Annotated in this window: 23 protein-coding genes; 3 read left to right on the top strand and 20 right to left on the bottom strand. The window is 66.6% G+C overall.

The window, feature by feature from the left end; translation table 11 throughout:
* Positions 1–17: 17 nt before the first annotated feature.
* From AC5RU7_RS06580 to AC5RU7_RS06560, 5 genes are all read right to left on the bottom strand, one after another.
* Positions 18–176, bottom strand: a complete 159-nt coding sequence (locus AC5RU7_RS06580; protein WP_494010407.1) for a hypothetical protein — start codon at positions 174–176, stop codon at positions 18–20.
* Complete coding sequence (gene hisH, locus AC5RU7_RS06575) at positions 177–941, bottom strand: imidazole glycerol phosphate synthase subunit HisH (RefSeq protein ID WP_494051588.1); 765 nt, start codon at positions 939–941, stop codon at positions 177–179.
* On the bottom strand, positions 938–1,564 hold the full coding sequence (gene hisB, locus AC5RU7_RS06570) for an imidazoleglycerol-phosphate dehydratase HisB (protein WP_133349866.1): 627 nt from the start codon (positions 1,562–1,564) through the stop codon (positions 938–940). The genes hisH and hisB overlap by 4 nt, the downstream gene beginning before the upstream one ends.
* Before the next feature lie 63 nt (positions 1,565–1,627).
* Complete coding sequence (locus tag AC5RU7_RS06565; protein WP_494051587.1) at positions 1,628–2,746, bottom strand: histidinol-phosphate transaminase; 1,119 nt, start codon at positions 2,744–2,746, stop codon at positions 1,628–1,630.
* Between the two features lie 113 nt (positions 2,747–2,859).
* On the bottom strand, positions 2,860–3,273 hold the full coding sequence (locus tag AC5RU7_RS06560; RefSeq protein WP_494051586.1) for a LysM peptidoglycan-binding domain-containing protein: 414 nt from the start codon (positions 3,271–3,273) through the stop codon (positions 2,860–2,862).
* 437 nt (positions 3,274–3,710) lie between these two features.
* Between AC5RU7_RS06560 and lexA the strand changes: the two genes are divergently transcribed.
* The gene (gene lexA, locus AC5RU7_RS06555; RefSeq protein ID WP_494051585.1) at positions 3,711–4,445 is read left to right on the top strand and encodes a transcriptional repressor LexA; all 735 of its coding nucleotides are present in this window, start codon (positions 3,711–3,713) and stop codon (positions 4,443–4,445) included.
* A 73-nt stretch (positions 4,446–4,518) separates the two neighbouring features.
* Here the strand turns inward: lexA and AC5RU7_RS06550 are convergent, their stop codons facing one another.
* Together AC5RU7_RS06550 and hflX are read right to left on the bottom strand one after the other, a co-directional pair.
* Positions 4,519–6,576, bottom strand: coding sequence for an ATP-dependent DNA helicase (locus AC5RU7_RS06550; protein WP_494051584.1), 2,058 nt, complete (start codon positions 6,574–6,576; stop codon positions 4,519–4,521).
* Complete coding sequence (gene hflX / locus AC5RU7_RS06545) at positions 6,569–8,149, bottom strand: GTPase HflX (protein ID WP_494051583.1); 1,581 nt, start codon at positions 8,147–8,149, stop codon at positions 6,569–6,571. The genes AC5RU7_RS06550 and hflX overlap by 8 nt, the downstream gene beginning before the upstream one ends.
* A 448-nt stretch (positions 8,150–8,597) precedes the next feature.
* On the opposite strand from hflX, the gene AC5RU7_RS06540 reads away from it, so the two are divergent.
* The gene (locus AC5RU7_RS06540; RefSeq protein ID WP_494051582.1) at positions 8,598–9,212 is read left to right on the top strand and encodes a class I SAM-dependent methyltransferase; all 615 of its coding nucleotides are present in this window, start codon (positions 8,598–8,600) and stop codon (positions 9,210–9,212) included.
* On the opposite strand, the gene dapF is transcribed toward AC5RU7_RS06540, so the two are convergent.
* From dapF to AC5RU7_RS06510, 6 genes are all read right to left on the bottom strand, one after another.
* Entirely contained in the window at positions 9,193–10,137 is a 945-nt protein-coding gene (dapF, locus tag AC5RU7_RS06535) for a diaminopimelate epimerase (protein ID WP_494051581.1), read from the bottom strand. The two genes, AC5RU7_RS06540 and dapF, sit on opposite strands and share 20 nt — an antisense overlap.
* 74 nt (positions 10,138–10,211) lie before the next feature.
* Entirely contained in the window at positions 10,212–11,108 is an 897-nt protein-coding gene (gene miaA, locus AC5RU7_RS06530; protein ID WP_494051580.1) for a tRNA (adenosine(37)-N6)-dimethylallyltransferase MiaA, read from the bottom strand.
* A gap of 3 nt (positions 11,109–11,111) precedes the next feature.
* A complete protein-coding gene (gene miaB, locus AC5RU7_RS06525; protein WP_494051579.1) occupies positions 11,112–12,671 on the bottom strand; it encodes a tRNA (N6-isopentenyl adenosine(37)-C2)-methylthiotransferase MiaB in 1,560 nt (519 codons plus the stop codon).
* 42 nt (positions 12,672–12,713) lie between these two features.
* The gene (locus tag AC5RU7_RS06520) at positions 12,714–13,199 is read right to left on the bottom strand and encodes a regulatory protein RecX (RefSeq protein WP_494051624.1); all 486 of its coding nucleotides are present in this window, start codon (positions 13,197–13,199) and stop codon (positions 12,714–12,716) included.
* 144 nt (positions 13,200–13,343) lie between these two features.
* On the bottom strand, positions 13,344–14,399 hold the full coding sequence (gene recA / locus AC5RU7_RS06515) for a recombinase RecA (RefSeq protein ID WP_494051578.1): 1,056 nt from the start codon (positions 14,397–14,399) through the stop codon (positions 13,344–13,346).
* A gap of 210 nt (positions 14,400–14,609) precedes the next feature.
* Positions 14,610–14,834 (bottom strand): DUF3046 domain-containing protein, encoded by a 225-nt coding sequence (locus AC5RU7_RS06510; RefSeq protein WP_009358653.1) that lies wholly within the window; start codon positions 14,832–14,834, stop codon positions 14,610–14,612.
* 41 nt (positions 14,835–14,875) lie between these two features.
* On the opposite strand from AC5RU7_RS06510, the gene AC5RU7_RS06505 reads away from it, so the two are divergent.
* Positions 14,876–15,403: a MarR family winged helix-turn-helix transcriptional regulator gene (locus tag AC5RU7_RS06505; protein ID WP_494010420.1), complete on the top strand. Its 528-nt coding sequence runs from the start codon at positions 14,876–14,878 to the stop codon at positions 15,401–15,403.
* Positions 15,404–15,504: 101 nt separating this feature from the next.
* Here the strand turns inward: AC5RU7_RS06505 and AC5RU7_RS06500 are convergent, their stop codons facing one another.
* From AC5RU7_RS06500 to AC5RU7_RS06470, 7 genes are all read right to left on the bottom strand, one after another.
* Entirely contained in the window at positions 15,505–15,957 is a 453-nt protein-coding gene (locus tag AC5RU7_RS06500; protein ID WP_494010421.1) for a helix-turn-helix domain-containing protein, read from the bottom strand.
* A 200-nt stretch (positions 15,958–16,157) separates the two neighbouring features.
* The gene (locus AC5RU7_RS06495; protein WP_494051577.1) at positions 16,158–16,637 is read right to left on the bottom strand and encodes a CinA family protein; all 480 of its coding nucleotides are present in this window, start codon (positions 16,635–16,637) and stop codon (positions 16,158–16,160) included.
* On the bottom strand, positions 16,634–17,278 hold the full coding sequence (gene pgsA, locus AC5RU7_RS06490) for a CDP-diacylglycerol--glycerol-3-phosphate 3-phosphatidyltransferase (protein WP_494051576.1): 645 nt from the start codon (positions 17,276–17,278) through the stop codon (positions 16,634–16,636). Before pgsA ends, AC5RU7_RS06495 begins: the two co-directional genes overlap by 4 nt.
* 22 nt (positions 17,279–17,300) lie before the next feature.
* Entirely contained in the window at positions 17,301–20,198 is a 2,898-nt protein-coding gene (locus AC5RU7_RS06485; protein ID WP_494051575.1) for an FtsK/SpoIIIE family DNA translocase, read from the bottom strand.
* A gap of 167 nt (positions 20,199–20,365) precedes the next feature.
* The gene (locus AC5RU7_RS06480; RefSeq protein WP_494010425.1) at positions 20,366–22,057 is read right to left on the bottom strand and encodes a ribonuclease J; all 1,692 of its coding nucleotides are present in this window, start codon (positions 22,055–22,057) and stop codon (positions 20,366–20,368) included.
* Positions 22,058–22,097: 40 nt separating this feature from the next.
* A complete protein-coding gene (gene dapA / locus AC5RU7_RS06475; RefSeq protein ID WP_494010426.1) occupies positions 22,098–23,006 on the bottom strand; it encodes a 4-hydroxy-tetrahydrodipicolinate synthase in 909 nt (302 codons plus the stop codon).
* A gap of 58 nt (positions 23,007–23,064) precedes the next feature.
* Positions 23,065–23,877, bottom strand: coding sequence for a carbon-nitrogen hydrolase family protein (locus AC5RU7_RS06470; RefSeq protein WP_494051574.1), 813 nt, complete (start codon positions 23,875–23,877; stop codon positions 23,065–23,067).
* Positions 23,878–23,897: the final 20 nt, after the last annotated feature.

The raw sequence follows: 23,897 nt of genomic DNA, 5'->3' as shown, positions 1-23,897 counted from the left end.
GGGTTGGCGGGGCGCGTTCAGGTTGCCGGCAGCGTCAGCAGGTAGGCGGCCAGCAGGGACATGCCCGCCAGGACGTAGAACGATATCTGTGTCCACAGCGGCTTGTGCTGCTGCCGGAAGGACAGGGCTCCGCCTACCAGCAGGCCGGCCAGCCCCATCAGGACAATGGACCACATCTAGGCGGGACCGCCGGCCGGGTCCGGCTGGCTGCCGGAGGCAGGCTGGGCCGCGGGCCGGTGCAGGGCCTCCACCCAGTTCCGCAGCAGGCGTGCGCCGGCATCCCCTGACTTCTCGGGGTGGAACTGCGTGGCGCAAAGCGGGCCGTTTTCGACGGCGGCGATGAACGGGGCACCATGCTCGGACCAGGTGACCAGGGGCGGCGCCATGCGCGGCTGGATGACGTCGAAGTTCCATTGCTGCACACCGTAGGAATGCACGAAGTAGAAGCGTTCGTTCTCGACGCCGGCAAAGAGCTTCGAGCCTTCCGGTACCTTGACGGTGTTCCAGCCCATGTGCGGCACCACATCGGCGGGCAGGAGTTCCACCTTGCCGGGCCACTCCCCGATGCCTTCTGCCTCCGTGCCGTGTTCCACGCCTGCCTCGAAGAGCACCTGGAGGCCGACGCAGATACCGAGGACGGGCTTGCCCCCGGCAACCCGGCGTCCGATGAGGCGGATGCCGTCGACGGCCTTCAGTTCGCGCATGACGGTTTCGAAGGCGCCGACGCCGGGGACCACCAGGCCGTCAGCGTTCAGGACGTCCTCGGGCTTGGCGCTGAGCACTACCTCGGCGCCGGCCCGTTCCAAAGCACGCACGGCCGAGCGGACGTTCCCCGAACCGTAGTCCAGCACCGTGACGGTGGGCTTTCCTTCAGGGGAAGGCAGCTTCCGGCTGGCGGACGGATCGATAATTGCGCCGTCCTTCAGGACCTGGCCGCTCACAGGGCACCCTTGGTGGAGGGGATGCCTTCCACCCGGGGGTCCGGTTCCACGGCTGCCCGCAGGGCGCGCGCGAACGCCTTGAACTGGGCCTCCACGATGTGGTGCGGGTCGCGGCCAGCGATGACGTTCATGTGCAGGCAGATGCCGGCGTGCAGGGTGATCGCCTCGAAGACGTGGCGGGTCAGGGAGCCAGTGAAGTGGCCGCCGATCAGGTGGTACTCCTGGCCCGCAGGCTCGCCGCCGTGCACAAGGTAGGGCCGGCCTGACACGTCCACGACCGCGTGGGCCAGTGCCTCGTCAAGGGGAACGGTGGCTTCGCCGAACCGGCGGATCCCCGCCTTGTTCCCCAGCGCCGTGCGCAGCACCTCACCGAACGTGATGGCCACGTCTTCCACGGTGTGGTGGACATCGATGTGGATGTCCCCGGTGGCCTTGACCGTCATGTCGATGAGCGAGTGCTTGCAGAGCGCCGTGAGCATGTGGTCGTAGAAGGGCACGGACGTGTCGATGTCCGAGACGCCGGTACCGTCGAGGTTTATCTCCACGAGCACGGACGACTCACTGGTGGCGCGCTCCATGCGCGCGGTCCGGGCCGCGGCCGTGTTCGATCCGGTGGAACTCATGGTCAGGTGTCCTTTTTGCGGGAGAAGGAGTGTGGCACGGCGTCCAGCGCCGGTACTTCAAGTCTAGGCGGGAAGCGCGGCCTGACTGGCAAGGATGCTTTCCAGGGCGGTGAGGAATGCTGTGGTTTCGCTCTCAGTTCCTGCCGTGACGCGGAGGTGGCCGGGGATCCCGACGTCGCGGATCAGCACGCCGGCATCCAGCAGCTCCTGCCAGACCTGGCGGGGGTTCTCCAGGCCGCCGAAGAAGACGAAGTTGGAGTCCGAGGCTGCGGGCTTGAGTCCCAGCCGCGTCAGTTCGGTGACGATGCGGTCGCGCTGCTTCTTGATGTCTTCGACGTCGGCCATGAGGGCTTCGCGGTGCTGCAGGGCCGCCAGGGCTGTTGCCTGCGTGACGGCGGACAGGTGGTAAGGCAGGCGGACCAGGCGCAGGGCATCCGTGACTTCGGGGGCTGCCGCCATGTAGCCGAGTCGTGCACCCGCGAGGGCAAACGCCTTGCTCATGGTGCGGGAAACGATCAGCCGCTCCCGTCCGGGCAGGAGGGTCAATGCGCTGGGGGTGCCGTCGTGGGCGAACTCGTGGTAGGCCTCGTCCACAATGACGATGGTTTGGCTTGCTGCTCCGGCCTCGTAAACGGCTTCCACCACATCCAGCTCGAGACCGGTGCCGGTGGGGTTGTTGGGTGAGCAGAGGAAGACGATGTTGGGCTGGAGTTCCTTCACCTGGCGGGCCGCGGATTCGGCGCTCAGCCCGTAATCGCCGGCGCGTTCGCCCTTGATGTATCCGGTGTCCGTTCCGCTGGCCAGCAGCGGATACATGGAATAGGTGGGCGGGAAGCCAAGCGCTGTGCGGCCGGGACCACCGAAAGCCTGGAGGATCTGCTGGAGCACTTCATTGGAACCGTTGGCGGCCCACAGGTTGGACTCGTCCAGTCCGTGGCCCAGATACTCTGCCAGCGCCCGGCGGAGCTCGGTGAACTCCCTGTCCGGATACCGGTTGAGGCTGGTGGCGGCCTCGGCCACGGCTGCGGTGATGGCGGCCCTGACGTCAGCCGGAACGCCGTGCGAGTTTTCGTTGACGTTCAGGAGGATGGGGACATCCAGCTGGGGCGCCCCGTAGGGGGTCAGCCCGCGGAGGTTGCTGCGGAGGGGAAGCCGGTTCAGACGCTCTAGCTGGTCATTCACCTGAACAGTTTAGTGGCCGTCCCGGAGACCGGAAAATGTGACAGCCGGTGTTCGCGCTGGGCGTGCGGCCTGCGGCAAGGCCGCACCCGGCGCATGTTGGGGCGGACGCTGCCTCAGCTGGTGGGGACGTACAACTGCTGGCCGGGCAAGACCGCCCCTGCAGGGAGGTTATTCAGCTGGACGATGTCGGCAACCACGTCCCGGGCATCACGGTCGGGGGCGACAGTTCCAGCGATGGACCACAACGACTGTCCGGACTGGACTGTAACGGTCACCGTGGGGGTCACCGTGAGGTCTTCAGCAGTGTCGGAGGCCTTGGCCGGCGAGTTAAAGAACCCTGCCAGGGACAGCAGCAGGGCCGCCAGCAGCACAAGCGGGATACCGATCAGGACGATCTTTCCCCGCCGGGTCAGGCGAAGGGGAGGCAGGGGCGCCGGGCCCCCCGGGGTTCCGGGCGTGGCGTGCTGCAAAGCCTGCCGGGCAGAGGCCTGCGGAGCGTTTGCCTGCGAAGCGGATATAGCTGACATGTCTGAGTCCTCCTGGACCATCCTGTGCTGCCGGGGAAAAATCGTGCTGTGGTGCCTGTAGTGCCGGTACTGCTGTTAGTGCCTCTAATGCCTTGGTGCGTTCTCCGCCTGGGGGCGGGGACTGGCGACTCCCTGCTTTACGAGGTCCAGCCTGCCCGGCACCACTGACATTCCGGCTTTCGCATTCGAACGGTTTTCGAATACCGTGCACTTGACTAGAACACATATTCGAACTTTTGCCTCTCCAGTTTTAGCACCTATCAACGAACAATGTCGAGACTCGCTAGAACAAATGTTTGAAAAAGCAAAGTGGCTGGCCTAGCTTTGAAACAGGAAACAACCACCCTTGAAGCTGATCAGCGGGGTCTGACAAAAGGGCAAGTCACCCAGTCCGGAGCCTTGGAAAGCCCGGTGGCAACCGAAAGGCATTGGCGAATATGGCAGCAGCAGCCACCGGGGGCAGGGCAGCCTCGCAGCCGAAAAGGGCCGCGAAGGGGCTCACGCCGCGGCAGAAGAAAATTCTGGAAACCATCCAGCGCTCGGTCAACGAGAACGGCTACCCGCCCTCGATGCGCGAAATTGGCGACACTGTGGGTCTGGCCAGCCTGTCCAGCGTCACCCACCAGCTCTCACAACTGGAGAAGCTGGGCTACCTCCGGCGGGATCCGAAGCGGCCCCGGGCCATGGAGGTACTCACGCCTCTCACACTGGATGGCGGACCCGCAAAGACCGGCGGTCCTTCGGTTTCGCTGCCCCAGGACGCGGGTGCCACAGTAACGGAGCTGCCCACCGCAGTGGACACCGCCATGGTGCCACTGGTCGGCCGGATCGCCGCCGGCGGTCCCATCCTGGCCGACCAACTGGTGGAGGACGTCATGCCGCTCCCCCGCCAGCTGGTGGGACAGGGCGAGCTGTTCATGCTTCGGGTGGCGGGCGATTCCATGGTGGACGCCGCCATCTGCGACGGTGACTGGGTGGTGGTGCGGCGCCAGGCGGATGCCGCCAACGGCGATATCGTGGCGGCGCTCCTGGACGATGAGGCCACGGTCAAGACCTTCCGCCAGCGTGACGGCCATACCTGGCTGCTCCCGCAGAACACCCAGTACGAACCGATTCTTGGCGACCACGCCACCATCATGGGCAAAGTGGTCTCGGTCCTGCGCTCGCTCTAAGGGAGAGCAGGACCAACAACTTTATAGTTCGAAAAAGACGGCACCTTCCCCTTTCACGGGAGGGTGCCGTCTGTCAGTGGGCCTCCGCGGCCAGGCGCTCAAGAGCTGCTACCGCTGTCTTCCGGTTCGTCGTGGCCCAGAACGGGGGCAGAGCCCCCCGCAGGAACCCGGCGTAGCGCTCGGTGGCAAGGCGTGAATCCAGCACCGCAACCACTCCCTTGTCGCCGGTGGACCGGATCAGGCGGCCTGCCCCCTGGGCCAGCCGGATGGCGGCATGGGTGGCGGACACCGACATGAACCCGTTGCCGCCCGCCTGCGCCACCGCACGGGACCGCGCCGTCATGAGCGGATCGTCGGGCCGCGGGAACGGAATGCGGTCGATGACCACCAGCCGGCACGATCCGCCGGGGACGTCTACTCCCTGCCACAGGGACATGGTTCCGAACAGGCAGGTGTCCGGTTCGTCGGCGAATTGCTTGACCAGGGCCGTCATAGTGGAATCGCCCTGGCAAAGGACTGTCACACCGAGCTTGGGGCGAAGCGCCTCAGCTGCTTCCTCGGCGGCCCGCCGTGAGGAGAACAGGCAGAGCGCCCCGCCGCGGGATGCGCGGATGAGCGCCTCCAGTTCGGCCAGCGATTCCGGCGATGCTCCCCGGCCCGGTTTGGGCAGGTGGCCGGCAACGTACAGGATGCCCTGCTTCGGGTAGTCGAAGGGCGAGCCCACGTCCACGCCGGTCCAGCTGGGGGCGCCGTCTCCCACCAGGCCGAGACCCCCGGCGGCGGGCTCGAACGCTGATCCGATGGCCAGGGTGGCGGATGTCAGGATCACGGTGTGATCGGCAAAGAGGCCCTCCCGCAGCCGGCCTGCCACGGACAGCGGCGCGATGTTGACCAGCACGGGCGCGGACTCGTCGGGCTGCGAATACCCCTGGCCGGGGTCGAAGGAACTGGCGCGCGAGAACCACACCACTTCCCTGTTGTCCCGGGCCGCAAGCAGCCGCTCGCACAATTCCAGGATGAGCATCAGGCGGGACCGCGCAAGCTGCCTCCCGCCGTCGGGCGTCGTGCTGCTGTCCCCCTTGGAATCGGACAGCGCCGCGCGGCAGGCCTCACGCAGCTGGTCGATGCAGTCCAGCTGTTCGTCGTTCAGGCCGTTGGGCAGCAGCCCGTTCGGCGCGCCCGCGAGGGCCAGTTCGAGGTTGGCGGCGGCGGCGTTGAGGGCGTCCACGGTGATGGCCGTGTGCTTCCGCGCGCTGGAGGCGGCGGCGTGGACCATGGCCACGGAGAGCTGGCCGGAGACGGCTCCCGTGACCCGGTCCTGCAGCTCGTGGGCCTCGTCCACCACCACAACGTCATACTCTGGCAGGACGGCCAGCCCTTCGAAGGCGCTGACAGCCAGCATGGCGTGGTTGGTGACCACGACGTCGGCCTCTGCCGCGTCCTGGCGTGCCAGCTCGCTGAAGCATTCCGCAGCCAGGGGGCACTTCTGTGAACCCAGGCATTCCACCGAGGTCACCGAGACCTGCCGCCAAGCGCGGTCGGTCACACCGGGAAGGAGTTCGTCGCGGTCGCCGGTGGCGGTCTTCTCCGCCCACTCGCGCAGCCGCACCACCTCCTTGCCAAGCTGCGAGGCGGGACCGCCGACCGTTGCGGCAAAATGGGGAACACTGGTGTCCTCCCCCAGCGAAAACAGCTGCCCCTCGGCGGGCTCCTCCGAAGGGAACCCGCCTTCGAGCTTGTGCCGGCAGACGTAGTTGGAACGGCCCTTGACCAGTGCCACCTTCACCGGCCGCTCCAGGGCAGGAGTGATCGCCTTGAGGAGACGTGGCAGGTCCCGGCCCACGATCTGCGTCTGCAGTGCCAGCGTGGCGGTGGAAACCAGGGCAGGCTTGTTGCTTTCGAGGGCGTGGGCAATCAGCGGAACCAGGTACGCGAGGGACTTGCCGGTGCCGGTTCCCGCCTGTACCAGCAGGTGGTTCCCCGTTTCGATGGCGCGCGCCACCTGCCTGGCCATTTCGTGCTGCCCGGTGCGGCTCTGCCCGCCCATGGCGGCAACGGCCCGGTCGAGCAGCTCGATGGCGAACTGCCCGCCGGCCGTTTCCGTGGCTTCGCCGGCCACGAGGTCAGTCATTCGCGGCGAAGGGTTCCAGTTCGGCCGCTAGGCCTTCCCGCACCATGACGACGGCCCGGGTACCTGCCTCGACGTGGTCAAGGCTGATGATTTCAGCGTCGGAGTCGTGCAGTTTGCTGAGCAGGTCGCCGCGGTTGTATGGAAGGAGCAGTTCCATCTTGACGCTGGGCCGCGGGATGGATTCGCTGATTACGCGGAGCAGTTCCGCGATCCCCTCTCCGGTACGCGCCGAAACCACCACGTGGCGCGGCTCGCGCTGCTTCAGCCGCTCCACCACGAAGGGGTCCGCTGCGTCGGCCTTGTTCAGCACGATGATCTCCGGGATCTTGCGCGCATCCACCTCGCTGAAGACCTTGCGGACGGCAGCAATCTGGCCTTCGGGATCCGGGTGCGAGGCATCCACAACGTGCAGGATGAGGTCGGCGTCAGCCACCTCCTCCAGCGTGGAACGGAAGGCCTCCACCAGTTGGGTGGGCAGGGACCGGACAAAACCGACCGTATCCGCCAGGGTGTACCCCAGACCGTCCGCCGTTTCGGCCTTGCGCACCGTGGGGTCCAGCGTGGCGAACAGGGCGTTTTCGACCAGCACGCCCGCGTCCGTCAGGCGGTTCAGCAGGGAAGACTTCCCGGCGTTGGTGTACCCGGCGATGGCCACGGAGGGAACGGCATTACGACGGCGGTTGGCGCGCTTGGTTTCGCGGGCCGGCTTCATCGCGGCGATTTCGCGCCGCAGCTTGGCCATGCGGGTGCGGATCCGCCGGCGGTCCAGTTCGATCTTCGTCTCACCGGGGCCGCGGGAGCCCATGCCGGCGGCCGCGCCACCCACCTGGCCACCGGCCTGGCGGGACATCGACTCACCCCAGCCGCGGAGGCGGGGAAGCAGGTATTCGAGCTGCGCGAGCTCAACCTGTGCCTTGCCTTCCCGGCTCTTGGCGTGCTGGGCGAAGATGTCCAGGATCAGGGCAGTGCGGTCGATCACCTTGACCTTGACGATGTCTTCAAGCCCGCGCCGCTGGGACGGGGCAAGTTCGGCGTCGACGATCACGGTATCCGCGCCGGTGGACATCACGATGTCCTTGAGTTCCTGGGCTTTTCCGGAGCCCAGAAACGTACCGGGATCCGGCTTGTCCCGGCGCTGCACCAGGCCGTCCAGCACCTCTGAACCGGCTGTCTCGGCAAGTGCCGCAAGCTCGCGGAGCGAGTTTTCGGCGTCGGCAAGGGTTCCCTCGGACCAGAGCCCGGCCAGGACCACGCGCTCCAGGCGCAGCTGGCGGTATTCGACCTCGGTGACGTCTTCCAGTTCGGTGGAGAGGCCGGCGGTGCGCCGGAGGGCGCGGCGTTCCTCAAGGTCCTGCTGGTCGCCGTCGAACGTGGTGTGCTCTTCGTCCAGGCGGGAGATGGCCTGTGCCGCACCCAGCACGGGCTTGCCGTTGCCGCGTTCTTCTCCGCGGGGCGTGCTGAGATTCCTGGCCGGTACGTCCTTGGAGAGAATCCGGTCGATCACAGCCTGGATTTCCGCAGGGCTCATGTCCTGGGCGGCTGGTTCGGATCCGGTGTTGGGCTGGCTGGTCATGGTCTCCTTTGAAGATTCGGCAGTTCCAGAATAGTGCCGATTGCTGGTCTGTGGGGAAGTATTCGCGCTGGGCTGACGGCCTGCGGTCATGCAGTTCTCCTGGGATGTTGGGCGCCGGCGGGCCGAAGGCGGCCGCGGGCGCGGGTGCCGCATCACGGAAGGCGGCGGAGCGGGAACGTGCCGGAGAATCGGCGAGAAGACCAGCGGATGCTGACTTTCGAGTATTGTCCGGCTGCCGGAACAGACATGTTGGGTCTGGTCCGGTGCACAAGCGGAAGGTGATGAAAACCTGCGTCGCCGTGGGACTGGCCGTCGCTGGAGGACGGACTGCGGGACGGGCGGTGCCCGTCCCGGCTACTCGAAGATCAGGAACATGCCCTCCACCATAGCAGAGGCCCCGCGTCCGCAGTTTCCCTTTACGCTGCAAGGGGAACTACTCTGGCCAGTTATGGAGTCCGCACACTATTTCAGCGCATCCCCCGCCGGCCCCTTCACCAGAAAGCCCCTCACAGTAGAGCTCGCCGGCGAAACCCGCAGGCTGCAGACTTCCAGCGGCATCTTCAGCCCTGACGGCATCGATAAGGGGACGGCGGTCCTCCTGGCTGAGGTTCCGGCGCCCGCGCCCACCGGTAATCTGCTGGACATCGGCTGCGGCTGGGGACCCATCGCGCTCACCATGGCGCTGCGTGCCCCGCACGCACATGTGTACGCCGTGGACGTGAACGAACGCTGCATCACGCTGACAAATGAAAATGCTGCCGCTCTCGGGCTGGCGAACGTTGTGGCCAGCACGCCCGACGCAGTTGATCCGGACCTAAGGTTTGACACGATTTGGTCGAATCCGCCTATCAGGATCGGCAAGGACGAGCTTCACTCGCTGCTGAAACTGTGGCTGCCGCGGCTCGCGCCCGGTGGATCTGCGTGGCTGGTGGTTCAGAAGAACCTGGGCTCGGATTCCCTCCAGCGCTGGCTCGCCGGGGAGCTGGACCATTCCTTCAGGGTGACCCGCGAGTCCACGTCCAAGTCCTTCCGCATCCTGAAAGTCAGGAAAGAGTCCCGGTAGCCACGATGACGGCCGGGCCGCTGAGTTCCACATGCTCGTGGCCGGCCGGTCCGGCGAAGAATTTCACGCCTACTACCCCGCCTGGCACGTGGACCCGCCAGGTGTCCGGAGCCTCTGCGCCGGCCCAGTGGCGGATGGCGACGGCGGCAGCACAGGCTCCCGTTCCGCAGGACTGGGTCTCGCCGACACCCCGCTCGTGGACGCGCATGGTGACTGAACCAACGCCGTCGTGGACGAGCGGTTCAGCCGGGACAACGAACTCCACGTTGGTGCCGTTGGCAGGAATGGGTTCGACGGTGGGTGCCGTGAAGAGCCGGGTCCCCGCGAGTTCGGAGAGTTCTGCGAGGGCCACAACGGTGTGCGGGTTGCCCATGCTGACGGACAGCGCGGGCCGCGGGACCTCCAGCCCGTCCGCGGTGACCAGCGAATCCATGGCTTTGGCTGTGGCTTTACCGGGGAAGATGAACTCCCAGGGGCCCATGTCCACGGCGTACTCGTCCCCCGTACGGACCACGGTCTTGGCCCCGCCGCGGGTGCCGATGGTCAGTGCACCGCCGTCGGGAAGGTCGATCAGGCCTTCGGCCCGGAGAAAGTGGACGAAGACACGGACACCGTTGCCGCACATTTCGGACAGGGAGCCGTCGGCGTTCCGGTAGTCCATGAACCACTCGGCCTCGGGGACCGTGGCCAGCAGGTCGCGGCCTTCGGGGAGCAGGCGGGAGGGAACCGCCCGGATCAGGCCGTCTCCGCCAATGCCGCGGTGCCGGTCGCACAGGCCAGCCACCTGGCCCGCGGTGATGGTGCGCTCCCCCTCGGGATCAGCCACCAGGACAAAATCGTTGCCCGTACCATGCCCCTTCGAAAAGCGCAGCCCGCCCAGCGTGCGGAAGGCGGGGCCGGTGGTCTCTGCGAGGGTTGCGTCCATGCTTCCAAGGTTACCGGCCGGCTGCGGCAGGCCCGAAACCGGCTGCCCGGCACTGAAGCGCCGGCTGGAACCCGTCAGCGGCAGAGGTCCGCGGCACGCTCCACCAGTTGCGGGTCCTGCCAGTCCAGCCAGCTGATCCGGGGGTCCGCCCCGAACCAGGTGAGCTGGCGGCGGGCGAACTGGCGGGTGGCCACGATGGTGCTTTCCGCGGCCTCTGCGACGGTCGCTTCACCGTCGATGACCTGCAGGAACTGGGAGTAGCCGAGGGCGCGGGATGCTGTCTTGCCGTGGCGGAGGCCCTGGGCGTCCAGCCGGCGGACTTCGGCCAGCAGCCCCTTGTCCACCATCGCGTGCACCCGCAGGGCCAGGCGTTCCCGTAGTATGTCCCGGTCCACCGCGAGGCCCACCTGCACGGCGGGGTGGACGTACTCGCGGCGGGGCATGAAGGAGCTGAAAGGGCGGCCGGTGAGCTGGTGGACTTCCAGTGCCCGGATGATGCGCCGGTCATCGGAGAGCCGGCCTGCCGAGACCGGGTCCACGGCCCGCAGCCTGGCCAGCATGGCCGCGGTGCCGGTGGTGGCAAGGTCCGCTTCGAGCTGCTGCCTCAGCTGTGGGTCGGTGCCCGGAAAGTCCAGGACATCCAGCGCGGCCCGGACGTAGAGCCCGGACCCGCCGGCCAGGATGGCCCGTTTTCCGCGGGCATGGATTTCGTCGATGAGCTGCCGGGCCTGCTGCTGGAAGTCCGAGACGCTCGCTTCCTGCGTCACCTCCAGGATGTCCAGGAGATGGTGCGGGACTCCCCTGCGCTCCGCCACGGTGACTTTTGCCGTTCCGATGTCCATGCCGCGGTAGAACTGCATGGCGTCAGCGTTGATGACTTCGCCGTCCAGCTCCAGGGCAAGGCTGACGGCGAGGTCCGATTTGCCGGAACCGGTGGGACCGACGACGGCGATGACTGGCGGAGTGCCCACCTGTCAGGGAGTGCGCAGCGGCAGTGAGGGCATGCCCAGGGAGACGCCCTTGCGGCCGGCGCCCGCAGCGGGTGCCGGGGCGCCGCAGGAGTCTGCCTGCGACCTGTCCCAGGCGTCACCGGCCCGTGAGCGCCGCAGGCTGTAGTCCTCCAGCGTGGGGTCCGCGACCAGGTGGAAGGCGGCAGCCTCAGTGATGGTGACCGTAACGAGGTCTCCCGGGCGTGGTGCGGGCGCACCGTCCGGAACGGAAAAATGCACCAGGCGCTGGTCCTGGGACCGGCCGGACAGCCGGTGGGTTTCTTCCGCCTTGCGGCCCGACTGGGCGGTGACCATCACTTCTGCGCGGCGGCCCAGCTGCTTGCGGTTCTCCTCGGCGGCGATCCGGTCCTGCAGCGCGGTGAGCCGTTCGAACCGCTCCTGCACAACGGCCTTCGGCAGCTGGTCGGGCAGGTCGGCGGCCGGGGTGCCGGGGCGTTTGGAGTACTGGAAGGTGAAGGCTGTGGCGAACCGCGATTGTTCCACGACGTCCAGGGTGGCCTGGAAGTCTTCCTCGGTTTCGCCCGGAAATCCGACGATGATGTCCGTCGTGATGGCCGCATGTGGGATCTTCTCCCGGACCTTGTCCAGGATGCCCAGGAACTTCGTGGACCGGTACGAGCGCTTCATGGCCCGGAGGATGCTGTCCGAACCGGACTGCAGCGGCATGTGCAGCTGCGGCATGACGTTGGGTGTTTCCGCCATGGCATCGATCACGTCGTCGGTGAAAGCTGCGGGGTGGGGGCTGGTGAAACGGACGCGTTCCAGGCCCTCGATCTGGCCGCAGGCGCGCAGGAGCTTGGAGAATGCCTGCCGGTCGCCGAATTCCACGCCGTAGGAGTTGACGTTCTGGCCCAGCAGCGTGACTTCGATGGCACCGTCGTCCACAAGTGCCTGGATCTCCGCGAGGATGTCCCCGGGACGGCGGTCCTTCTCCTTGCCGCGAAGAGCCGGGACGATGCAGAACGTGCATGTGTTGTTGCAGCCCACGGAGATGGAGACCCACCCGGAGTAGACCGAGTCGCGCTTGGTGGGAAGCGTGGACGGGAACACGTCCAGGGATTCCAGGATCTCCAGCTGCGCCTCGTTGTTGTGCCGGGCGCGGTCCAGCAGCGCGGGCAGGGCGCCGACGTTGTGGGTTCCGAAGACGGCGTCCACCCAGGGCGCCTTCTTCAGGATGGTTTCGCGGTCCTTCTGGGCCAGGCACCCTCCCACCGCGATCTGCATGCCGGGATTGGCGGCCTTGACCGGCGCCAGGATCCCCAGGTTGCCGTAGAGCCTGTTGTCGGCGTTTTCCCGGACCGCACAGGTGTTGAATACCACCACGTCCGCCTGCTCGCCGTCAGCAGCAACATAGCCTGCATCCTCGAGCATGCCCGCCATGCGCTCGGAGTCGTGCACGTTCATCTGGCAGCCGAAAGTGCGCACCTGGTAGGTGCGTGCCTTGGGCGCGGCGTCGTGCGGCAGGGGCCCGGCCTCTTCGGAGGGCTGGGCACCGGAAAAGGAGGAAGGAATGGTCAAACTCACCTATTAAGGGTACCGGCTGTTACAAGTACGGTTTCGTGGCCCCTAGTCGGGGTCCGGAGCTCCGCAGGCTTCGAGGACCTCGTTCACGATGCGGAACGCCTGGGAGGGCTGGTAGCCCTTGCGGGCAAGCATGGATGCGAGGCGACGGACCGCCTTGTCGCGTTCGGCGCGGTCTGTCAGGTCCGTTCCCGGCCGGATCTTCCGCTCCACCAGGGATCGGGCGGCAGCCTCTTCATCGGCGTCCGTCAGCTGCTCCAGGGCGGCGGTGGCCGTGTCCTGGTCGATGCCCTTCTCAGTGAGCTCACGCCGGAGTGCACCCTTGGCCAGTTTCCGGGACTGGGAACGGCTGCGGACCCACATATCGGCGAATTCGGCGTCGTCGATGAGCCGGACTTCCTCGAACCTGTCCAGTACTGCCTCTGCGATGTCTTCGGGAATGTTCCGTTCGGCCAGTTTGCGCGCGAGTTGAAGCCGGCTCTTGGCAGAGGCTGTCAGCTGCCGGTAGACGATGGCCTGTGCGACGGACACGGGATCGGGCTCGGGATCGCCGAAATTGGGCGCGTGGGGGTCGCCGGGCCCGCCCAGCTCCCCCAATGAAGGGGGTGCCTGGCGGGCCCGCCCCGGGCGGCCCCCGCTGCTGCGGGGCCGCTCCTGTTCAAATCCGGCCAACTGCTAGAACCCGTCGACTGCCTTCAGTTTCGGGGAGTCCTTGGACTCCGCCTCCGCCGGCTTCACGCCAACGCCGAGCTTTTCCTTGATCAGCCGCTCAAGTTCGGCTGCCAGCTCCGGGTTGTCACGGAGGAACCGGCGGGAGTTCTCCATGCCCTGGCCCAGCTGGTCGCCATCGTAAGTGAACCAGGAGCCTGACTTCTTGATGATGCCGTGCTCCACGCCCATGTCGATGATGCCGCCCTCGCGGGAAATGCCCTGGCCGTAGATGATGTCGAACTCGGCAACCTTGAAGGGCGGGGCCATCTTGTTCTTGACGATCTTGGCCTTGGTCCGGTTGCCCACCGAATCCGCGCCTTCCTTAAGGGTCTGGATGCGGCGTACGTCAATGCGGACGGAGGCGTAGAACTTCAGGGCCTTACCACCGGTGGTGGTTTCCGGCGACCCGAAGAAGACACCGATCTTTTCACGCAGCTGGTTGATGAAGATGGCGGTGGTCTTGGTCTGGCTCAGCCGGCCGGTGATCTTACGCAGGGCCTGGCTCATGAGCCGGGCCTGCAGGCCGACGTGGCTGTCGCCCATGTCGCCTTCGATTTCCGCGCGCGGCACCAGGGCGGCCACGGAGTCGATGACGATGACGTCCAGCGAGCCGGATCCGACCAGCATGTCCATGATCTCCAGCGCCTGCTCACCGGTGTCCGGCTGGGAGACCAGGAGTGCATCGGTGTCCACGCCGAGCTTCGCGGCATAGTCCGGGTCCAGGGCGTGCTCGGCGTCGATGAAGGCTGCGATGCCGCCGGCGCGCTGGGCGTTGGCCACTGCGTGCAGGGCGACGGTGGTCTTACCGGAGGATTCCGGCCCGTAGATCTCGATCACGCGGCCGCGCGGCAGTCCGCCGATTCCCAGTGCGACGTCCAGGGCGATGGAGCCGGTGGGGATCACTTCGATGGGCGCACGGACTTCATCGCCCAGGCGCATGACCGAGCCCTTGCCGAATTGCTTGTCAATCTGGGCCAGCGCTGCTTCCAGCGCTTTTGCACGATCCGGGGCTGCCGCCATGGTTGACACCTCTAATGCTTTCTCGATGGTGGCCTTCGCGGCCGTTTATTGGTCATCTCTGACGCTAGGGGGACCCACTGACATTCCGGCCGGGTAATGGCGGCTATGTGGATAACCCGTTACGAAAAAGCATAGCTTTATCCGAACAGGTATTCGAACAGCTTGGCGGCGTGTCAGGGGAAAATACCGGCGGTTACCGAGGCTGAGCAGTCAGTCCCGCAGCGGCTTGATGTCGCGGCCCAGCCGGCGTTCGGCAGGAACGTCCTGGACGTCGCAGACGGCCAGCCATACCTTGCGCGGTTCGATGCCGGCAGCGAGTGCCTGGTCTGCGGTCCTGCCGCCAACGCCCGCCAGGACCAGGGTGCTGCTCAGCACGCGGGAGTAGCCTGCGCCGAACTCGTCATCCATCAGCCGCCAGTAGTCACTGAGTCGCATCAGAAAATTCTCTCACGGCTCCGGACCTTAGAATTGTTGCCATGAGCAACTCCCCCGACGCCCTGCCGGACCACGGCGCCGACGCCACCACAGATGCTGCGCTGAACAACGTTGAACACCAGCTCACCCTCCTGTGGCGGCGGGGCCGGGCCATCACCAACCAGTTGTCCCGGCAGGTGCACCCGGACATGGAGCCCGCAGCCTACGGCCTGCTGACCGTGATCCGCCGCGAGGGCCCTATCCGCCTGACAGAACTGGCCATGAGCATCGGAGTGGGAAAACCGTCGGTGAGCCGGCAGATTGCGTTCCTGGAGAGCATCGGCCTGGTGTCCAAGGAAGCCGACCCGCTCGACGGGCGCGCCCAGTCAATCCGGCTGACGCCGAAGGGCGAGGAGAAGATGCACCAGGTGCAGGATGCCCGGCGGCAGGTCTTCCGGGAGCGGCTCGGCGAGTGGCCGGTCCAGGACCTCGAGGAACTGGCTCGGTACATGGCCAAGCTGAACGCGACGTACGAGCGGGACGGCTTCCCCAAGGACGCTCCCGGCGCAGCAGCCGGCCAGGAAGGCTGACGGAACCCCCTGTATGGGTTTGCACGTGAACGACGGAAGCCCCCGGCCTGTGGCCGGGGGCTTCACAACGTTCCAAGGCCCACCAACGGGTGGGGCCGCCCTTAGCGGGCGCCGGAGAGCAGACCGTCGGAAAGTTCGCCATTAAGTTCAGTGTCGAGGTCGCGCTCAAGGTCGCGGCCGTAACGCTGCGAGAATTCCTGCGGAACGGTGTCCGGCACGGTGACGCCTTCGGCCACTGCAACGCGATCGCTCACCTCGCGGAGCATGCTGGACAACGGAACGTCCAGTGCCGAGCAGATCGAGGACAACAATTCCGATGACGCTTCCTTCTGGCCGCGCTCCACTTCGCTGAGGTATCCAAGGGAGACACGGGCGCTGTGCGAAACTTCACGGAGCGTACGCCCCTGACGCTGGCGGACATCGCGCAGGACATCACCAATTTCGTGACGAAGTACAACCATCTTGCGCTCCTTCTGTTCGCTCTTACCCTGATCGGCGAGGCCCACATCCTTCCAGCGGACAACGCCGTTTACGGATACGGGCTGCTTTACCATCTGTATCGCCTTGCTCCCTCATTGGTCCGGTCCGCCCTGAAGCGAACCGTGTGGTCATTTCATCCTAGGCGCCTCCGCTCTTCGGAAGCGACACAATGTAATAACTAATCGGTACCGGCTTTTGTTCCCCGTAACTTTACGTCCGGTAACTTGGCCTGTTCCAATGGCATGGAACTGGGTCGCCTTGGAACGCCCCCGCCTCAGCCGGACAGCGCTTCGAGGAGCCGCTCGAGGGCCGCCCCACACGCCAGTCCGCGGATCTCCGCGCGGTTCCCCTCGAACGAATATTCAAAGGCCGCTGTTCCGGCAGCGGTGGCCACCCCCACGTATACGGTGCCCACCGGCTTCCCGTCATGCCCGTCCGGCCCCGCAACACCGGTAGTGGCAAGGCCCACATGCGCGTCCAGTACTGTCCGTGCACCTTCGGCCATGGCGCGGGCCACGTCCCCGTCCACGGAACCGGCCCGGGCCAACAGGTCAGACGGGACCTTGAGGACGGACTCCTTCACGGAGTTCTGGTAGGCGACCACGCCCCCCTGCAGCATGCCGGACGCACCTGGCGTATCCGCCAGGACAGCCGTCACCATGCCTGCGGTCAGTGATTCCGCAGTGGCTACTGTGCGCCCCTCTTCGAGTGCCTGCCGGACTGCCTGCGCCGCGAGGTGATGGAGGTTGGTCATGGCTTTTCCTGTCCAAGGTTGGCGCGGGCCTGCTTCTTGCCCCGGGACCGGAGGCGGAGCGCTTGAACGACGTACTCGACGCCGGTCCAGACCGTGATGGCCACGGCCGCCATCATCACGGCGAACGCAACCCAGGCCAGCCAGGGCGCGAAGGCCCCCAGCGGCAGGAGGTAGAGGAAGATGGCGGCGGTCTGCACCACGGTCTTGAGCTTGCCCCCGCGCGATGCGGGGATCACGCCGTAGCGGATCACGAAGAACCGCAGCCCGGTAATCCCCCACTCCCGGACCAGGATTACGAGCGTTGCCCACCAGGGCAGCTCACCAAGGAGGGACAGCATGACCAGCGCCGAGCCGGTGAGGAGCTTGTCGGCGATGGGATCGGCGATCTTGCCGAAATCGGTGACGAGGTTCCGGCTCCTTGCGATGTCGCCGTCGAGCTTGTCTGTATAGATCGCGACGGCGAACGCCAGCACCGCCGCCCAGCGCCACAGCCCGGACTCGCTGCGGAGTCCTGGCGCGTCGGCGACCAGGAACCAGACGAAGAACGGCACCAGCGCGATGCGGATCATGGTCAGGACGTTGGGAAGGTTCCAGACCCCGGCACGGCCAGGGCCGGCGGCGGTTGCATCGGTGCTAGTCACTTGTCTAGGCTACATTCCCCGGCTAGCGCCCGGTGAGGGACCAAGCGTCTTCGGACCCGTCGTCGTCATCGCCGTAGCCTCCCGGCGCGGTATCGGAGCCGTCGTAATATTCAGCCTTCTGCTTCCGCTGGTCCAGGTCCGCGGCCACCAGGTCCTCGGCGTAGCCGCCCTGGGCTATGTTTGCGTTGGCGTTGTCACTGAGGGCGGCAGTCTGGGAGTCTGCGGCGGCAGGAGTCTCCTGTCCCTTCAGGGCCGCCAGCACTGCGGCGAGGTCGTCCGGCTTCACCAGGACGTCGCGGGCCTTGGAGCCCTCAGACGGGCCCACCACTCCCCTGGATTCCAGCAGGTCCATGAGGCGGCCCGCCTTGGCGAAACCGACCCGGAGCTTGCGCTGGAGCATGGACGTGGAGCCGAACTGCGTGGTGACCACGAGTTCGGTGGCCTGCAGCAGCACCTCGAGGTCGTCTCCGATGTCGTCGTCGATCTGCTTCTTTTCCGCCTCGGGGGCAACGTCGTCGCGGTACACGGCCTGCAGCTGTGTCTTGACGTGTTCCACCACCTTGTGGATCTCGGACTCGGAGACCCAGGCGCCCTGAACGCGCATGGCCTTGGAGGCGCCCATGGGCAGGAAGAGCGCGTCGCCCTGGCCGATGAGCTTCTCCGCGCCGGGCTGGTCCAGCACCACGCGGGAGTCCGTGACGGACGAGGTTGCGAAGGCCATGCGGGAGGGCACGTTGGCCTTGATGAGGCCGGTCACCACGTCCACGGACGGACGCTGGGTGGCCAGGACCAGGTGGATGCCGGCGGCGCGGGCCAGCTGGGTGATGCGGACGATCGAGTCTTCCACGTCCCGCGGTGCCACCATCATGAGGTCCGCGAGCTCGTCCACGATCACCAGCAGGTAGGGGTAGGGCCGGATGACGCGCTTGGAGTCCGGCGGCGGCAGGACCTTGCCCGCCCGGACGGCCTTGTTGAAGTCGTCGATGTGCTTGAATCCGTAGTTGGCGAGGTCGTCGTAGCGGGCGTCCATCTCGCGCACCACCCATTGGAGTGCCTCGGCGGCCTTCTTGGGGTTGGTGATGATGGGGGTGATGAGGTGGGGTACGCCCTCGTAGGCGGTCAGTTCCACGCGCTTGGGGTCCACCATCACCATTCGGACCTCGTCAGGGGTGGCCCGCATGAGAATGGACGTGATCATGGAGTTCACGAAGGACGACTTGCCGGCACCGGTGGCGCCCGCCACCAGCAGGTGGGGCATTTTCGCGAGGTTGGCCACCACATAGCCGCCCTCCACGTCCTTGCCCACGCCCATCACCATGGGGTGGTCGGTGCGCCGGGCGTTCTGGCTGCGGAGGACGTCGCCCAGGGAGACGGTTTCACGGTCCGTGTTGGGGATCTCGATGCCGATGGCGGACTTGCCGGGGATCGGGCTCAGGATCCGCACGTCGCTGGAGGCGACTGCGTAGGAGATGTTCTTGGACAGGGCGGTGACCCGCTCCACCTTGGTGCCTGGCGCCAGCTCGATCTCGTAGCGGGTGACGGTGGGGCCGCGGCTGAAGCCGGTGACGGTGGCGTCCACGTTGAACTGCTGGAGGGTGTCGGTGAGGGCTGCCACGACGGCGTCATTGGCTTCGGTGCGCTCCTTGGGAATGGAGCCGGGTGTCAGGAAGTCCGACGCCGGAAGCGTGTACGTCACGTCCCCGGCCAAGGACAACTGTTCCGTGCGCTGTGGAATCGGGGTGGGTGGCGGCGCAGGCGCCACCGGGGTGGAGGGAACCTGGGGAGCGTTCGCGGGTGCCGCCGCCGCACCGGCCGCCATACCCGGGGTAATCATCGGGATGGCTTCGGTGGCATCCGCGGGAGCTTCAGCGCCGGCCGCACCCAGGCCCTGGGCGGCCTTGATTTTCTCGACGGCGATCTCGGCCTGCGTGGGTCGGCGGACGCCGGGGGCGGGACGCGGAGCCGGGGAATCGTCGTCGTCGTCGATCACGGCGTGTTCGAACGCTTCGTCACCCACGTAGCCGTCGAGGCTGGCGTCTGGCTCCTCGTCCTTGCCGAAGAGGCGCCGTTTCTTCTTCTTGGGCGCAGCCGGCGCCGGGCGTTCAAGGTAGCTGCGGTCGTGCTTGTCCTGCTGGTCCTGGTCCATCAGGTCGATGCCCATGAGGTGCTCGTAGGCACCGCGCAGCCGCCGGGGGATGGCGGTGAAAGGCGTGGCGGTGATGATCAGCAGCGATACGAATGCCAGGAGCCCGTAGAGGACCAGCGGCACTGCCTGGTGGATGGCTGCCAGCGGGGTGGCCGCCAGGAAACCCAGCATGCCGCCCGCCTGGCGCAGGCCGTCGAAACCCTGCGCCACCGTCGGCTGCCCGCCCAGGATGTGGGCAAGCCCGCAGCCGGCGAAGGTCATGATGAGGAAGCCAATGCCCACCCTGTTGTTGCCGCGGCCGTCGGTGGGCTGGCGGAAGAGCCTGAAGGCGCAAGCGAAGAGCATCAGCGGGAGCAGCAGGGACATCCAGCCGAAGGTGCCGTTGACCACGGCATGGACGGCATCCGGGAACCAGCCGGTCAGCCCCCACCAGGCAAAGGTGGCGATGAAGACGCCGAGGGCAAGGTTGAACAGGGCTGCGCCGTCGCGCCGCTCTTCGGCGGGGAGGTCGCTGACGTCGTGGCCGATCCGCCGCACTCCCCCACCCACCAGGTGGCCCACGCCGAGCCAGGCGCCCCCCACCACCCGCAGCAGCCAGGGCTGGTGGTGTTCGACGGCGGGGAGTTGCCGCGTGCGGGCCGTGCTGGTGGAGTATCCACCGCGGCCGGACTTGGATGCGGCCGAGCCGGAACCGCGGCCCGTGGAACTGCCGGATTTACTGCTGGAGCTGCCCCTGGCTGTTCCACTGCGCGCGGAAGTAGTACGTGTGGCCATAATAGCCACGCTACCGGAACGAGGCCGGTTTTCCGGGGATATCAGGGCCCGGGCCGCCCATGCCTGCCGCGGACGCAACAGGGCCCGGTTCCTTGAACCGGGCCCTGTTGGCAGCAACTCGGAGGGGCACGTTCAGTGGCGCTGCCGTGCCACAGTGCCGGGGCCGATCAGGCCTCGAGCACCACCGGGATGATCATGGGCTTGCGGCGCAGCTTGCGGTTGACCCACGTGCCCACCACCCGGCGGACCACCTGCTGGAGTTGGTGGGTGGTGTGGTCGGCGTGGTTGAGGACGGCTTCCTCCAGCGCGGCGTTGATCTTGGGAATGATGTCGTCAAAGACGGAATCGTCCTCGGCAACGCCGCGGGCGTGGATTTCCGGCCCGGACACCACCTTGCCCGTGGCCCGGTGGATCACGGTGATGATGGAGATGAAGCCTTCGTCGCCGAGGATCCGCCGGTCCTTAAGGTCGGCGTCGGTGATTTCGCCCACGCTGGAACCATCGACGTACACGAAGCCGACTTCCACCTGGCCCACCACGTCCGCCCGGTGGTCCTTGAGGTCCACCACGGTGCCGTTGTCCGCGAGGATGACGCTGGCTTCCGGGACGCCGGACTCGATGGCGATCTTGCCGTTGGCCAGCAGGTGCCGGGTTTCGCCGTGCACGGGCATGGCGTTCAGCGGCTCGAGGATGTTGTAGCAGTACAGCAGCTCACCCGCCGCGGCATGCCCTGAAACGTGGACTTTGGCGTTGCCCTTGTGGATCACGTCGGCGCCCAGTTTGAGGAGGCCGTTGATGATCCGGAACACGGCGTTCTCGTTCCCCGGAATCAGGCTGGAGGCCAGGATGACGGTGTCACCGTCACCCACCACCACGCGGTGGTCGCCGTTGGCCATCCGGGACAGGGCAGCCATGGGCTCGCCCTGGGATCCGGTGGACATGAGCACCACGCGGTTGTCCGGCAGGTTGTCGATGTTCTTGATGTCAACAATCAGGCCCGGCGGCACATCCAGGTAGCCGAGCTTCTCCGCAATGGCCATGTTCCGCACCATGGACCTGCCCACGAACGCGACCTTGCGGTTGTGCTTCGCCGCCGCATCCAGGACCTGCTGGACCCGGTGGACGTGGGAGGAGAAGGAGGCCACGATGATCCGCTTGCTGGCCTGGGCGAAGAGCCGTTCCAGCGTGGGGCCGATTTCCTTTTCCGCCGTGGTGAAGCCGGGGATGTCCGCATTGGTGGAGTCGGACATGAACAGGTCCACGCCCTCTTCGCCGAGCTTGGCGAAATGCCGCAGGTCAGTGATGCGGCCGTCCAGCGGGAGCTGGTCCATCTTGAAGTCGCCGGTATGCAGGACGGTGCCTCCGGCGGTGCGGATGAACACGGCCAGGGCATCGGGAATGGAGTGGTTGACGGCTACGAATTCGCACTCGAACGGCCCGAATTTCTCCACCTGGCCTTCCTCCACCGTGAGGGTGTAAGGCCGGATGCGGTGCTCCTGAAGCTTGGCCTCGATCAGGGCGAGGGTCAGCTGCGAGCCCACCAGGGGAATGTCGCTCCGTCGCTTCAGCAGGTACGGGACAGCGCCGATGTGGTCCTCGTGGCCGTGAGTGAGGACAACGGCCACAATATCGTCCAGCCGGTCCTCAATGTAGGAGAAGTCGGGGAGGATCAGGTCCACGCCAGGCTGGGTCTCCTCCGGAAAGAGGACGCCGCAGTCCACGACCAGCAGTTTGCCGTCGATTTCGAACACGGCCATGTTCCGGCCGATCTCCCCCAGGCCGCCGAGCGGAACGATCCGCAGCGTGCCGGCAGGCAGGCGGGGAGGGGTGACAAGGCCGGTTAGGGCGGTTTGGGTCATATTGCACTACTTTCCAGGGGAAGGGTGCCGGTCTTCACCTTCAGGAGTAGACCAGCCCCGCTTCCGCCAAATCCCCGCGGATGGTTTCGATCTCGGCTTCGTCCGGCTCCACGAGGGGCAAACGGACAATCGAGTTGGGCAGGACTCCCTGCCATTTAAGAATCTGCTTGGCCGCAACGGCACCCTGGACCCGGGTCATGGTGGCGCGGACTACCGGCTGGAGCTCGAAGTTGATCTTCCGGGCGGTGCCGAGGTCGTTGGCGTTGACGGCATCGATGAGCTCGCGGAACCGGCGGGTTGCCACGTGCGTGGTGACGCCCACCAGGCCGACGGCGCCCAGCGCCATCCAGGGCAGGGTCAGTCCGTCGTCGCCGGAGTAGAAGAGGAGGTCGGTTTCGGCCATGACGCGGGTGGCGGCGACGAGGTCGGCCTTGGCGTCCTTCACGGCCACGATGTTGGGGTGCTGCGCCAGGCGGATCATGGTGTCCGGCTCGATCGCGATGGAGGAGCGGCCCGGGATGTCGTACAGCATCACCGGGACGTCGACGGCGGAGGCGATGGTTTCGAAGTGGGCGCGCACGCCTGCCTGGCTGGGCTTGTTGTAGTACGGGGTGACCAGCAGGAGTCCGTCGACGCCGAGGGCTGCAGCCTGCTGGGAAAGGTGGACCGAGTGCGCTGTGTCGTTGGTGCCGGTGCCGGCGATGATGGCCGCACGTCCGCCCACGGCTTCCTTGACGGCGCGGAACATGCCGAGGTTCTCTTCGTCCGTGAGGGTGGAGGTCTCGCCGGTGGTTCCGGTGACCACCAGGCCGTCGCAGCCGTCGTCCACGAGCTTTGTGGCCAGCGCAGCCGCCTGCTCGTAGTCCACTGCGCCGTCCTTGGTGAACGGCGTGACCATGGCGGTCAGGAGGGTACCGAGGGCAGGGATGTGCGCGGAAGAGTCAGCCATGGAAAAAACGTTACCCTGTCCCCCGCTGGTTAGGACAATGCCACGGGCGTGATGCACGTCAAATGTCGTGCGGCCCGCCTCCGAATGCCCGTTCACCATGCCGGAGGCGCAGGAGGGTGCTGCGCTGCAGGAGGCCGGCGACCACCTCGGTCCGGTTTCCTGAAGCACGCTTCAACGGCATCCCGTCCGGGCTCCAGATTCCGCTCAGCCCGCACGAGTCGCCCAGCGCGGTTTTGCCGGCGAGGTTGGCCAGCAGGGTGAACATCCGGTGGTCCATCGCGCGTGCCCCAAGGTGGAGGTCGAGCCTGCGCTCTTCACCGCGGGTGTACAGCGCGGAAATGCAGTAGGCGTCCGCTCCCCCCGCAGCGGCAGCGCCGGCATGCTCCGGGAAAGCGGCGTCAAAGCACAACGCGAGGGCAATCCGCCAGCCGTCGAGGACCATGACGTGCGGCCCGTCCCCCGGCACGAACAGCTCCTTTTCCTGGCCGTGAAGATGGGACTTGAAGGCACTTTGTGTACTGCCGTCCGGATGCAGAACCAGCGAGGCCAGGCGGGGCGTACCGCCCGCCTCCCGGCAGGGGGCGCCGACCACGGCCGTGATTCCAGTCCGCCTGCAGATTTCACGGATGGGGCCAAGCCGGGCGTCTTCGGGAGCGATCCAGGTTTCGTTCCGGGACAGCAGGTCCAGGCGGTAGCCGGTCAGCGACAGCTCCGGGAACAAGACCAGCCGGGCACCGTGCGCTTCGGCGTCTTCAATGAGGCGCACATGCTGGCCCACATTCTCGGCCACGCCTTCCACGGCCTCGTACTGGACGGTGGCCACGGTCAGGGTCCCGGCAGGTTCCGTGGAGACAGATGGCAGCTCGGTCACGTTCCCATCCTAGGCGCGCG

This window comes from Arthrobacter sp. K410C (genome assembly GCF_059090105.1).
Note: the sequence above shows the minus strand (reverse complement) of the source record. Positions and strands in the feature narration are given on the sequence as shown.